This window comes from Arthrobacter sp. 05N425 (assembly GCF_056397125.1).
The window spans coordinates 224,094-237,136 of the sequence record NZ_JBFTMU010000001.1 but is presented as its reverse complement, the minus strand read 5'-3'; the positions used below and the strand labels follow the sequence as shown (position 1 = coordinate 237,136).

The following is a 13,043-nucleotide window of genomic DNA, read 5'->3' as shown; positions in this document are numbered from 1 at the left end:
CACCGTTCCTGTTCTCCCCGGTCCTCAGCGGGGACTGAGCGCGTCGCTTCGCACAGCCATCAGGTCACAACTCGTCAGGTCTTCGCGGCGGTTGATGCCGAGCTTGCTGAAGATCCGGTAGAGGTGTCCTTCAACAGTGCGGACCGACAGTGAGGCGAGCTGGGCAATTTCGCGGTTGCTGTTGCCGTTGATCACCATCGTGACTACTTCGCGTTCCCTGGGCGTCAGGGAGGTGGCGTCATCGGTGCCGAACAGGGACAGGGTGCTGATTCCCGCCAGCTCCCTGCGCCTGAGCTGAAGCAACTGGGCCACGGCGCGAACGCGCTTGCGGTCCCCGCTGCCGTTCAGGAACCAGACGGCCTTGCCAAGGCATTCCGCCGCCAGCAGGTGGTACCGCAGTTCCTGTGCCCTTTCGCTGGCCGCGATCAGCTGCTCAGCGTCACGCTGAAGAAGGGCCCGCGCGTAGGCATTGAGGCACTCGGCCTCCGGGCCTTCGCCGTGATCCGTCAGTTCCACCAGCCGCGGCAATTGGCCGCTGTCGCCGAGCCGAAGCGCCAGTTCTCGGGCATCCCGCTCCGCCGCGAGCAGTCCCATGCCTCTGGCCCGATCAGCCAGCACTGACAGCTCCCGGACGCCGTTAGCTGCTCCATGCAGTCCCGCCCGCGCTGCCGCGACGTGGGCCTGCCCCATCAGCTGGAAGTGTGCGGACCCTCGATACGGGACCCGGTTGAAAGCCTCGCAGTAGCGGTCCACCACGTCGTTTTGCCCGAGCAGGGAAGCTGCATAGGCCGCCAAACCCAAGGCATACGGCAGGAGGTGGTCGAAGTCTGATTCAAAGAAGGCCTCAATGGTGACCGAAAGCCTGCCCAATGCGGTCACCATGTCGCCCTGTCTTAGCGCCGCCAGCCCTTCCACCAAGGACTGTCCCCCGCTGAAGTGCAACCCGCTGCGGAATCCGTGCCAGGGGGCCTCCGTAGGGGGCATGGCGACCAGGTTCCATCGTCCCAGGCGAACCAGTGCCAGCGAATGCTTGAAGCGTGCCAGCTCATACGCCCGGAACTGCGCCGTGGAACTTCCCCCCAGCAGCTGCAGGATTTCGCCGCTCGCCCGGAAGGCACTGTCCGGCCGACCGGTGGCGACCAGCAATTCAGCCCAGAGATAGAGAATCTTGGCGCGGGTAATCGGATCTGATCCGGTGTCGGCCAGCCGTTCGGCCAGCTCATCCTCGATCTCGGCGTAACGTCCCTCCAAGTGGAGCGCATGCAGAATCAGCAGCCGGCTACCGGCTGACTCGGCCGGTCCGGGCGTCAGGCTCCCTGCTCCCAGACGCTGCTCCGACGCGCGCCAGGAGGCGGCGATCTTCCTCAGTTCCAGGGTCTGCCCGCCCATGCCGAGATGCACGCGGGCGGCGAGGATGGATGCTGCCCCCGCCGTCGCGTGGTCCGCGGCGGAGTCGACGCAGTCCTGCAGCAGCGCCGCCGCGCGCGGAAGATCACCAAGATGGAAATGGGCGTCTGCCATTTGGACTTTCGCTGCCGCCCGGAACACTTCGCCATCGATCGCTCCGGCCGTTTGCAGCGCTACCATCGGCTCGAAATGCCGGTTGGCGCTGGCGGCTGCACCCAACAGCTGCTCGTCGGGAACCTCGGCTCCGCAGTCCAGGGACCAGCAGACCAACCGCGTCTGCATCTCCTCCGGCATCGTGCCGTCCACAACATCGAGCACGCGCGAGCGGATCATCATGCTGCGGGCCGGAGGAACAAGGGCGCGCACCACCTTTCCCAGCAGCGGGGAGGCCGACCGCACCAACCTTTGCGGCCCCCGGGCAATGGTGATGAGCCGGTCCTCTATCAGGGTGTCAACGTCCGAATCACTGGCGAGCCGGTGCAGCCAGGCCAGGGGCAGAGGCTCCGCGAGCGCGACCGTCTCAAGGATCTCCGTCTCGGCCGCAGACCTGCAGGCGAGCTGTTCCCGGACCAGATCCCTCAATTGCTGATCGACGCGCAGATGAAAGTTCTTCAGCATCCAGACGTGGTTACGCAGCACCAGTTCACCGGTGCGCTGGGCCTGGCGGATCAACGCGAGCAGAAGCAGGGGGTTTCCGCCTGCAATCCTGCATAAAGCGGTACTGGCGCTGTTGATAACCTCACCACCCAGCACCTGGCTACAGAGCTCGCGGGCCTGCGCATCGGTGAGCGGTGACAGGTCAAAGCGCCGCAGCAGCCCCTCGTTCCAGAGGGAAACAAAAGCTGCTGTCGGTCCCGGCTTTGGTCTGGAGAGCACCAGCAGCTTTACCAGGCCCATCAAGGCCAGTTGCGCCAGCACCCTGGAACTGTCTGCATCCAGGTTCCCGGCGTCTTCCACGATCACAAGCGCTGTGGGTTCCCCGGTTTCGAGCCGCCGGCTAAGCACCTTCTCCATGCGGCGGGGCACTGACGGCCACGGTTCGGACTCCGGCAAGGGGTATGAGCCCAGGTATGGAGCCAGCGCGCCGAAAGGGAGCTTCGTCATCGCCGCTGCGGGAAAGATCCAAAAGGGCTTGACCGCCGCGCCGAGCTGCCGGAGCACCGCCCCGGCCAACGCACTCTTTCCCAAGCCGGCGTCCCCCGCCAGCAGGACTCCTACCCGGTCAGGGTCTTGCAGCGCGGCCACGATTGAAGCTACCAGGTCGGAGCAGCCCACCAGGGCGCGGGGAAAGTCGTCGTTGTCCATGTCCGCCGGCCCCCTAGGCAAAGGTCATCTTCAGGTCGGCACGGCTGGAGACCTGAAGCTTTCCGTAGATCTGGTAAAGATGGCCCTCCACCGTCCGCACGGAAATGCACATTTTCGCGGCGATGGCCTTGTTGCTCTCACCCGCGGCCGCACGCTGGGCTACCTCCTGTTCGCGCGCTGTGAGCGTCGGTCCGTCCTCCTCCGCCGGCAGGACGCCCATTTTCTGGACACTGCTGCTGATCCGGTGTCTGGCTGCCCTGGCCGCGGCCCGGTCCCCCGCCGCGTCGGCAACCTTCTGGGCCTCCCTGGCGGCGTCCCTGGCGAACAGGTCATCACCTATCCGGGCGGCGGCCTCAGCGGCCTCCAGCAGCACGGCGCTGTCCTGTTCCACAATGCCCGTTCCGAACAGGTGAGTGACGTCCGCGAACTGACCCTGGACGGCAGCTGACGCCGCGACCAGCCGGGGGGCAGCGCCCCGGCAGCCTTGGCGCACGGCAGTGCAGAGGAAGAGCAGTTCAGGGAGTTTCGCGCCGCGTCGGCGTTCCTCCTCGGCGCGTTCCAGCAGTCGCACGCCGGCCTTTTCTTTAGACGCCAGCTCGGCAGAGGCGAGCACCTGAAACAGCGAACGCACGCTCAAGGAGAGCTGAGAGGGGCAACGTCCGTCCAGCTCCACAGAGCGCAGATACTGGAGGGCTTTGTCGTTTTCCCTGAGCAAGGCGTAGCAGTAGGCGATCGTGGCACTGGCCAAAGCCTGCGCTCCGGACGTATCCAGCTGCCCCAGCTGACTATGTGCCGGCAACAGCCTTTCCAGCGCACGCTCCGCCCGGCCGCAGTACGCGTCAAGAGCCCCCTGGGCGAGTTGGTCCAATGCGACGGCGGCGACGGCGGCGATCCCGTCGCCGAACCGTCCCGCATCGGGGCTATGGCAAAGCTGGGGATCTGAGGCCGTCCCGAGGAAGACGCTTAACAGTGCCTGCTCCGCTGACCTGGCATTGACCGCCGCCAGCTCCTCCGCGGTGAAACGCATCTGCATGTCGTGGACAAGGGCCCGGGCCTCCGCATGGCGTCCCACAATCGTCCAGGCTTGCCATAGGAGCGTGGCAGCATGCACCTTATTGCCTTGGGTCGCGCATGCGGGATAGAGCCGGCTCAGCGCATCCGTCGCCTGCCGGTATCTGCCCTCGCCGAGGTCCAGTTCGGCCCTGGCCAGGGCGACGTCCTCCCGCAGCGCGGCGATACCGGCCGCGTCCTGGACAGAGGCGGCAGCGGCTCCGTTCAGCCTGGCTTCCACCCGGTCCAACGCGGCGCGGGCTTCCGGTCCGCGGCCTGGACGGGATGCGAGGACGGAACTGCGCACCAGCATCGCCTCAACCCAACAGCCCAGCGCAAGGTCCATGGCGTCAAGGGCATCCGGCGACAAGAGCTGTTCGGCCTTTGCTGCGTCCCCCAAGGCTGCGTACGCCCGGCCCTGTTGGGCCAAAGCGGTGCCGCGTTCCTTCGGAGCCAGGAGCTCCACGAACCTCAGGGCCTGCTGCGGCTGACCTGCGAGATTGGCCAGCCGGGCAGCATGCCTGGCCTCCTGAGGGGACAAGGCCTCCCCACAGTCGAGGGCCCACCGGGCCAGCTCCAGGGTTTCCGTGGCCGACCTGTCAGTTGCTCGTTGGGTCTGTGCAGCGAGCCGTCGCAGCGTCCGGCTGCGGCCGTGGGGGACGCGTTGGCGGATCGCGCGCTCCGCCAACGGGTTCGAGAGTCGGACAAGGGGCCGCCGGTCGGTTGCCAGGTCGAGGCAGCCCCGCCGGGTGAGGGAGTCGAGGGCTTCGGCGCTGCACAGGCGCAGGAGGGTGTTCAATGGCATTCCGCCGCTGAGCGCCAGCAGCTCAAGGACCTGTTGCTCGGCCTCGGACTCCGGGTTGGCCCAGGCGCTGACGGCGTCCCGGGAGCATGCGCCGTACACGAATGTGCGGTTGGTCAGCACCCAGACGCCGGCGTCCTCAATGAAGGTGCCGGCGTCAATCTGATCGCGCAGGATCAGTTCGAGCGCCCGCGGATTGCCGCGGCTGGCCCTCCAGAAAGCCACTGCTGCGGCAGTTGAGACCTCGGCGGCGCAGAAGCTGCGCAGCCACTGGCTTGCCTCGGCGAGGCTGAAAGCGCCCACGTCTGTCCGACCGATGAGCCTGTCCTTCCACAGCGACACCAAGTCGCCCGGAGCCGCCAGCAGATCCTCTCCCGTGGCCAGCAGGCGAACGGTTCCATGGACGGTCAGTCGGTTGATGACGAGCGCGGCGAGCTCGTCCAGGCCTTCGGTGTTGTCCACAAACAGCACGATGTTGCGCCCCTTTGCCCGGTCCCGCAGCAACTGGGCAAGTCCGGCCACCACCTTTAGCGGATGTTCGGCGCATCCTTCGTCGAGGTCGTTGAGCAGCGATCCCAAGGCGCCATAGGGCGTCGACGCCGAGGTGGAACTGCCATTTACTTGCACCACAAGGTAACTGTCGTCCAGCCGCTCCAGCGCCTGGCGGGCCAGAAAGGTCTTGCCCACTCCCGGCGCCCCGACTACCACCGCGCCGCAGGAGCCGCCGGGTGAGCCGCGGCCGGTCAGGGAGCCCAGGATGTCCTCGACCAGGTCCTGCCGGCACCATGCGGGACGGGAAATCTGTTTAACCCCGTCCGGGGCATCGGAATCACGATTTTTAGGGTTGCCTGCGGCAACAGAAATTAAGACGGCAGCATTTGAATCGAACATGAGGCGAGACCTTCGTATTCAGTTGGAGACCCAGTAGCCCCAACCTACGAACGGCGCTGCGCAGGTACACGAGTAACGTGTACTCGATTTACCTGCCCCGGTCCTGATGGCGGACGGCAACGGTACTCAACCTCTTGGATCTACTACCTACCCGTCTCGTGACCGCCCTTCGGCGACGCCGCAAGTACCGTCACGCCTCTATCTCTGGCACGCGGGGAGGAGGTGCCGGACATGGTGCTCCAGAATCTCGCCGGAGCCGTGAGCAAAGCGAGCGTCCCCCGGCCCGGACCTAGACGGCGAGCAGCCCGGCGGGCCTCTGCCCGGACAGGGAAGCCAGCGCGCGGGGACGCAGCTCCGGCCACTCCTCGGTCAGCAGCGACAGGATGACGAAGTCGCGCCAGACGCCGTCGGCGTTGCGGGAGGACCGGCGCCGGGTGCCTTCGGCAGTGAAGCCGAACCGGGCCAGCGAGGCCAGCGACCGCTGATTGCGGCTGTCCACGTCGCATTCAACCCGTCCAGCCCCGCAGGAGAACAACCAGTCGAGCAGGGTGATCTTCACCTCGTGGTTCACCTTCGCTCCCCAGAGGTCCGGGTCCAGCACGGTCCGGCCGATCTTCACGCGCTCCGTCCTCTCGTCGTGTTCGGTGATGCCGGTGGTTCCGACGAAACGGGACTGTCCCAGCGGGAGCTGCTGGTACACCGAAAACACCTGCAGCCCCGCGAAACGGCGGTCCACGAACGCTGACAATTCGGCCTCACCCGCGGGCCGGGCCTCACTGTCACTAAAGCCTTGGGACCAGATCTCGTCGCGGGCCAGAAGGCGCGCCAGCGGCTCGACGTCGAGCGGTGTGAATGGTGCCAGGACGAACCTGCCGGTGGCCGTCTGAAGGGTCGGCAGGGTGTCGGGAAGGAGCAGCGCCATTGCGGCCTTTCTGGTGCGCGGTGAAGCGTGGGGAGTGGGTCGGCGGAAGCCGTATGTGTCCGCAAATTTTCGGCGGCAAGAGAAATTATCACCCCGATGCCGCAGTCCGCAACGACACGCTGGCCGCGGCTGTGCGGCAGCCCATCCGCAGCCGGTTCAGCCAGCTGCCGGCCGGCCACGAACGACTTATCCGCGGGGGTGGAGGGCCTGCTGGACCGTGCCGAGGAGCGAACGGAACCTTGCGTCCTGAGGCAGTTCCTCGATCAGCACGACGCCTTCCGGCCCGGCCAGTGGTATCCGCCAGTTGGGGTACTCCGTGCTGGTGCCGGGCTGGTTCTGCGTGCGGGTCTCCCCCACGGCGTCGACCAGCGCCACACCGAGCAACGACGACGGCGTGAGGGCGGTGAACGCGTACAGCGCCTCCACCGTGGCCTGCTCCCCGGCCTCCGCCGCTGCCGGCAGCAGCCCGCGCTCCCGGACGAGCTCCAGCGCGGCTTCCTGCTCTGCGGCGTCGGCGGCGCGTTCTTCCGCGACCGGGCGCCGCAGCAGCCCGAGCGACTCGCGGAGCGTCACGTGCGCGCCGGCCAGGTAGCCTGCGGTAGGAGGCAGGTCGTGCGTGTTGACACTGGTGAGGCACTGCTGCCGGTAGCGTTCCGGCGCCAGCGGCCCGTCGCCGTCGTGCTCGAACCACAGGATCGAGGTGCCGAGGATGCCCCGTTCGGCCAGGTAGTCCCGGACCCAGGGTTCGAAAACGCCGAGGTCCTCGCCGATCACCACTGCCCCCGCGCGTTGGGCCTCGAGGGCCAGGATGCCGATCAGCGCTTCGTGGTCGTAGTACACGTACGTGCCCCCGCCCGGCCCGGCGCCCTCCGGGATCCACCAGAGGCGGAACAGGCCCAGGACATGGTCAACCCGGATCCCGCCGGCGTGGCGCAGCACGGTCCGCAGCATGTCCCGGTAGGGGGCGTAGCCGGCCTCGGCGAGCCGCCCCGGGTGCCACGGCGGCTGGGTCCAGTTCTGGCCCTGCTGGTTGAACATGTCCGGAGGCGCGCCAACCGTCACGCCGTGCGCGAGGACGCCGGACAGGGTCCAGGCGTCGGCGCCGCCGAGCTTCACCCCGACCGCAAGATCATGCACGACGCCGATGTCCATGCCGGCCCGCCGCGCGGCGTCCTGCGCCGATTCCAGTTGCTGGTCGCAAATCCACTGCAGCCAGCGGTGGAATTCGATCCGGTCCGCGAGCGCGGTCCGTTGGGCGGCGCAGTACCCGGTGTCCGGGGAGGCAGCGGCGTCCGCCCACTCGGGCGCCGAGGGGTCGAGGCTCTCTGCCAGGGCGCACCACAGCGCGAAGTCGTCGAGCCCCTGGCCCTGGTCCCGGCAGAAGTCGCTGAACCGGCGTGAACGGGAGGGTCCCCGCCGGACGCGGAACACCCGCTCAAGCACCGCCAGCTTTGCCTCGTAGCTGGAGTTGCGGTCCAGCAGGGACGCCTCCCGGTTGGCGGCCCGCAGGCGGGTCGCGAGGCTGTCCGCCTCGGCCAGCGCACCGGGCTCCAAGTAGGCGTATTCAGGGATATCCTCCACCCGGATGTACAGCGGGTTGAAGAAGCGCCGGGTGGCTGGCAGGTACGGCGAGTCCTCCACCGGGGGCCGGGGCTCCGCGGCGTGCAGGGGGTTGACCAGGATGAACCCCGCCCCTTCCGCCCCGGCAACGGCGGCCAGATCGGCCAGGTCCGCGAAGTCGCCGATCCCCCAGGAACGCGCTGATCGCACGGAGTAGAGCTGGGCCGTGAGTCCCCAGTTGCGGCGTGCCGCCAGGGCTGCAGTGGTCCGCAGCCGCCCCGGAGTGACCACCAGCGGGCACTCCGCCGCGGTGCCGGCCGCGTCCGCCTGGATGGTGTGCCAGCCGATCGCCAGCCCCTCCGGGATGGCGAAGCTCGCGCGCCCGGTCAGGGCGCCGTCGATCTCCTGAGGCTCCTCCCAGTTCTCCAGCTGCCGGACGTCGTGCCGGGCGCCATCCTCGGCGACGACCCGGACATTGACGTCGGTCCCGTGCGGGACGTGGACTTCGAAGGATGCCGCTGCTCCCTCCCGCGCCACCACGACCGGCGGCAGGAACCGGCGCCAGGGGGCCAGCTCGGCTGCCTCCAGCGATCGCTTGATCTCCCCCGGACCGGCGGAGGCAACGCCCAGGGCGGTGAGGACCTGGCGAAGGGTGTCCGCGGCAACGGAGCGCTCCACCCCGTCCCAGCCCCAATAGGAGGTTCCCACCCCGTGGGCCGCTGCCAGTTCGCGCAGCAGCGCGTCGGCGTCGTCTGCCGTGGCGGGGTGGTGGTCAGCCGGTTCCGTGCCGTCCCTCATGGGCGCGTCAGCCGTTGTCCGGGCGCGCCGGCGGTTCGGCACCGGGGGCGGCGTGGATGTGGGCCTCCCCCACCAGCTCGTGCAGGCCGGCGACGGAGGCGGCGAGGCTGAGACCGGGCGATTCGACAATGAACGGCATCAGCAGCCGGTTTTCTTTCTCCAGGTGCAGGGCGAAGACCTGTCCGATCGTGCCGGCGGCGACGGCGGCGTCCACTCCCTGGGCGGCGCGGAGGCGCTCCACGAGGCCGACTATCGCCTTGTGTTCGGCGAGCATCCCTGCCACCAGCAGCCGTCCCTCCGGCATAGCCCCCGGTCCGCCGTACAGCGGGCCCTCCTCGGCAAGCGCATGCGGGACAAGTTCGGTCTCGCACCATTCGACCAGCACCTCGTGGGCCTCGTGCTCGGCTCCGGTGTCGCGGGCCTTCACCGCATGGGTCAGGGCGGCAATCAGCGCCTCGAGCCGTTTGAGCATCCCCGCATGGTGCGTCTCCACGGCTGCGAGCGCCCCGGCTTCTTCCTCGGGTTTCTTGGGAACCGGCGTGTCCATGGCGTCTCCCTGGCTGGGCGGAACTCGGGTCCTGCTGAATCTGATCCAACTGTACGGCCGGCCCGGTTCCCGCGAACAGGCCTTTCGGCCCCGCATGCCGCCCGGACCTGCCGGCAGGGCCGGGGCGTTTTGGGGCGGTTTCGACGCTTCCCGGCCGGCCGCGCTAGCCTTGCACCCTATGATCGACGTCGAACGGTTCCGGATCCTCCTCAGCCAGGAGCGCGAGCGGAAGCTTGCCCTGTTGCCCGCCTTGCGCAGGGACATCACGTCGGTGAATGCCGCCCGGCAGGATTCCAACGTCGACGACGAACACGATCCGGAGGGGGCGACGATCGCTTTCGAACTCTCCCAGGCCTCCGCGCTGCTGGAACAAAGCAGGGCCGGGCTCGCACAGATTGAAGCTGCGCTGGTCCGGATCGACGCAGGTAGCTACGGCATCTGCGAGGTGTGCGGCGGCCCGATTGCCGAGGGCCGGCTTGAGGCCAGGCCGTGGACGCCCTACTGCATCCGGCACAGCGCCGGCCCGGCATAACAGCGAAGGCGTAACAGTCCCCCCATGAGCATTGAGTCAACTGCCCTCGCCACCGACGACCTGGCCGGAACGTGGTGGCACCGCATTGTGGACGGGTTCAGCCATGCGCCCGCACCGGTGGTGACCGGAACCGAACTCCTGCTGGTGGTCGCCGTCGCCGTCGCACTCTCCCTGCCGCGCGCCAGCTGGCGGTACTTTGGCCTGCTCGCCACCGTGACGCACGAGCTGGGCCACGCCTTCGCCGCACTCATGACCGGCCAGCGGCTTGGCGGCATCAGGCTGAGCCTGGACCATTCCGGCACGACCACGAGCTACAGCCGCCGGCCCTTGGCCGCCGCCTGGTCGACATTCTGGGGCTATCCGGTCCCCGCCGTCGTCGGCGCCGCGATGGTCTGGTCAGGCTTCAACGGCTGGGGGCCGGCGGCGATGTCGGTCGGCACCCTCGTGTTGCTGCTTTCTTTCCTCTTCCTGCGCAACGGCGTCGGTGTACTGATCACCGCCGCGGCGGTCCTCGCCGCAGTGCTGCTGGTCCTCTTTGTCCCCGCGGTGTTTATTGGACACGTGATGATCGGCCTGGGGCTGGCACTGCTGGTGGCTGCCGTCCGGGACCTGGGCAAGCTGGTGGCGGTGCATTCGCGGCACCGGAACCGGCTGTCGACGTCGGACGCGTACCTGCTTGCCCGCTCCACGCCCTTGCCGGCGTTTGTCTGGATCGGGCTGTTCGGCGTCGTGGTGGCGGCGGCTTGGTGGGTGGCATGGCAGCCGATGGCGCCGGTCGTCGCCGGCCTGTTCGGCCTCGTGGCCCAGGCTGCCCGGATGGGCTGATCTGCTGGGCTGCCCTGCTGGGCTGACCGGGGCCGGTGCGGCCGGTCAGGTGCGTCCGGCTGGCCTGCTGCGCATAGGCTGGGAGCATGAGTGAGACAACCACGAAATCGGACCAGGCCTTCAGCACGCGGGGCGCCTATGTCACCGGCGGTGCGGAGTTCAACCGGGACACCAACTACATCGAGGACCGGATCACCCGCGACGGCGCGCCCGGGGCCAACGGGGAGCCCGGCTGGCCCGTCGAACCCGGCCGTTACCGGCTGGTCGCGGCGCGCGCCTGCCCGTGGGCGAACCGGACCGTGATCGTGCGGCGCCTCCTCGGCCTCGAAGACGTGATCTCTCTCGGCCAGCCCGGCCCCACCCACGATGCACGCTCCTGGACCTTCGATCTGGATCCCGGCGGCAAGGACCCGGTCCTGGGCATTGAGCGGATCCAGGAGGCCTACTTCCGCCGTTTCCCGGACTATCCCCGCGGCATCACGGTCCCGGCGATCGTCGATGTGCCCAGCGGCGCAGTGGTCACCAACAACTTCCCGCAGATCACCCTGGACTTCTCCACCGAGTGGACGGAATTCCACCGCGACGGCGCCCCGGATCTTTACCCCGAAGCCCTCCGGGAGGAGATCGACGCCGTCAACAAGCGGGTCTTCACCGAGGTCAACAACGGCGTCTACCGCTGCGGTTTTGCCGGCTCCCAGCACGCCTACGACGCGGCCTACGACCGGCTTTGGACGGCGCTGGACTGGCTGGAAGAACGGCTCACCGGGCAGCGCTACCTGGTGGGCGACACGATCACCGAGGCGGACGTCCGGCTGTTCACCACGCTGGCACGCTTCGACGCCGTCTACCACGGGCACTTCAAGTGCAACCGCCAGAAGCTCAGCGAAATGCCGGCGCTGTGGGCCTACGCCCGGGACCTGTTCCAAACCCCCGGCTTCGGTGACACGACCGACTTCGTGCAGATCAAGCAGCACTATTACATCGTCCACGAGGACATCAACCCCACCGGGATCGTCCCGAAGGGTCCGGAACTGGGCAACTGGCTCTCGGAGCACGGCCGCGAGGCCCTCGGCGGCCGCCCCTTCGGCAACGGCACGCCGCCGGGTCCCGTCCGGGCCGGCGAAGAGGTTACCGCCGGACACGGCGCGGGCTAGGCACCGGCCGCGGCGGGCGGTGCAGACGGCGGCGCTAGGGTGGGGCAATGGAACTTTCCACCCAGCCACACTCCGGACCGGCGGCCGGACCGCAGCTTTCCGTCGGGACCGCCGCCCCGGCGTTTGCCGCCGTCCGTGAACTCTTCGACACATTCCTGGCAGAGGATCCTGAGTACAGTGCCCAGTTAGCGGTGTACCGCGGCGGCGTCAAGGTACTGGAGCTCAGCGGCGGCCCCGGGCTGGGCCCGGGCGACATCACAGGTACCTACTCGTGTTCCAAGGGGGCGGCAGCCTTCGTCATCGCCCTGCTGGTACAGGACGGGCTGCTGGACCTGGACGCGGCCGTGGCGTCCTACTGGCCCGAGTTCGCCGCGCACGGCAAGGACCGGCTCACCGTCCGCCAGGCACTCTCGCACCAGGCGGGCCTGCCGGGCATCGCCGGCGGCTTCGCGCTCGAGGAGTTCCCCACGCCGGAAGCCGCCCGCCGTCTGGCCGCCGCCGCCCCGCTGTGGCGCCCGGGACGCACCGTCGGCTATCACGCGCTGACCATCGGCATCCTGATGGAGGAACTGTGCAGGAGGGTCGCCGGAGCCCCGTTGCAGGAACTCTTTGACGAGCGCCTCCGCCGTCCCTTCGACATCGATTTCTTCCTGGGCCTGCCCGCCGAGGAGGAGGAGCGCTTCCGCGAGGTGTTGTACACCGAGGACCCCGATGGCTGGCTGGACCCGCTCAGCCTGGCGGGACTGAACAGCAACGCGCCGGTCAGCGGCATCATGGAGCTGCCCAACCACCGCGTCATCCGCGCAGGCGGCATGAGCAGCGCCGGAGGGATAGGCTCCGCGGAAGGACTCGCCCGGCTCTACGCCGCAGCCACCACCGGAGTCGACGGCGGTCCGGGCTTCCTGGCGCCCCGGACCATCGGACTGATGGCGGAGGAGCAGGTGTGGGGCCTTGACCGTTCCTCCGGACAGGACAACGCCTTCGGCGTGGTCTTCATGAAGCCGCACCCGGGGCGGGACTTCGGCAGCCACCTCGCTTTCGGCCACGAGGGCGCCAACGCGGCCCTGGGCTTCGCCGATCCCGGCTACGGAATCGGCTTCGGCTACGTGCCCAGGCGCAGCGAGGAAGGACGCACCAACGGAAGGGCCCAACGACTCTCGGCCGCGGTGCGGAAGGCCTGCGCGTCGACCCCGCTGGCATCCCCGTAGGGGTTCGTCCAGTTGTAGCAGCAACGCCGCGGCCCTAGGGTG

General features: G+C 68.5%; 9 protein-coding genes. 4 read left to right on the top strand and 5 right to left on the bottom strand.

Features of this window, described 5'->3' with window-relative positions:
• Positions 1–24 precede the first annotated feature (24 nt).
• From AC1DGE_RS01115 to AC1DGE_RS01095, 5 genes are all read right to left on the bottom strand, one after another.
• Positions 25–2,595 (bottom strand): LuxR C-terminal-related transcriptional regulator, encoded by a 2,571-nt coding sequence (locus AC1DGE_RS01115; RefSeq protein WP_476916728.1) that lies wholly within the window; start codon positions 2,593–2,595, stop codon positions 25–27.
• Positions 2,596–2,725: 130 nt separating this feature from the next.
• The gene (locus AC1DGE_RS01110; protein WP_476916727.1) at positions 2,726–5,455 is read right to left on the bottom strand and encodes a helix-turn-helix transcriptional regulator; all 2,730 of its coding nucleotides are present in this window, start codon (positions 5,453–5,455) and stop codon (positions 2,726–2,728) included.
• Positions 5,456–5,744: 289 nt separating this feature from the next.
• Positions 5,745–6,377, bottom strand: a complete 633-nt coding sequence (locus AC1DGE_RS01105; protein WP_441418741.1) for a GNAT family N-acetyltransferase — start codon at positions 6,375–6,377, stop codon at positions 5,745–5,747.
• A 186-nt stretch (positions 6,378–6,563) separates the two neighbouring features.
• Positions 6,564–8,735 (bottom strand): 4-alpha-glucanotransferase, encoded by a 2,172-nt coding sequence (gene malQ, locus AC1DGE_RS01100; protein WP_476916726.1) that lies wholly within the window; start codon positions 8,733–8,735, stop codon positions 6,564–6,566.
• Positions 8,736–8,742: 7 nt separating this feature from the next.
• Complete coding sequence (locus AC1DGE_RS01095) at positions 8,743–9,282, bottom strand: hemerythrin domain-containing protein (protein ID WP_476916725.1); 540 nt, start codon at positions 9,280–9,282, stop codon at positions 8,743–8,745.
• 178 nt (positions 9,283–9,460) lie between these two features.
• On the opposite strand from AC1DGE_RS01095, the gene AC1DGE_RS01090 reads away from it, so the two are divergent.
• The 4 genes from AC1DGE_RS01090 to AC1DGE_RS01075 all read left to right on the top strand — a co-directional run bounded on the left by AC1DGE_RS01090 (position 9,461) and on the right by AC1DGE_RS01075 (position 13,001).
• Complete coding sequence (locus AC1DGE_RS01090) at positions 9,461–9,814, top strand: TraR/DksA family transcriptional regulator (protein WP_441418738.1); 354 nt, start codon at positions 9,461–9,463, stop codon at positions 9,812–9,814.
• 24 nt (positions 9,815–9,838) lie between these two features.
• Entirely contained in the window at positions 9,839–10,639 is an 801-nt protein-coding gene (locus AC1DGE_RS01085) for a M50 family metallopeptidase (protein WP_476916724.1), read from the top strand.
• Positions 10,640–10,725: 86 nt separating this feature from the next.
• Entirely contained in the window at positions 10,726–11,793 is a 1,068-nt protein-coding gene (locus AC1DGE_RS01080; protein ID WP_476916723.1) for a glutathione S-transferase family protein, read from the top strand.
• A 47-nt stretch (positions 11,794–11,840) separates the two neighbouring features.
• Positions 11,841–13,001, top strand: a complete 1,161-nt coding sequence (locus AC1DGE_RS01075) for a serine hydrolase domain-containing protein (protein ID WP_476916722.1) — start codon at positions 11,841–11,843, stop codon at positions 12,999–13,001.
• Positions 13,002–13,043: the final 42 nt, after the last annotated feature.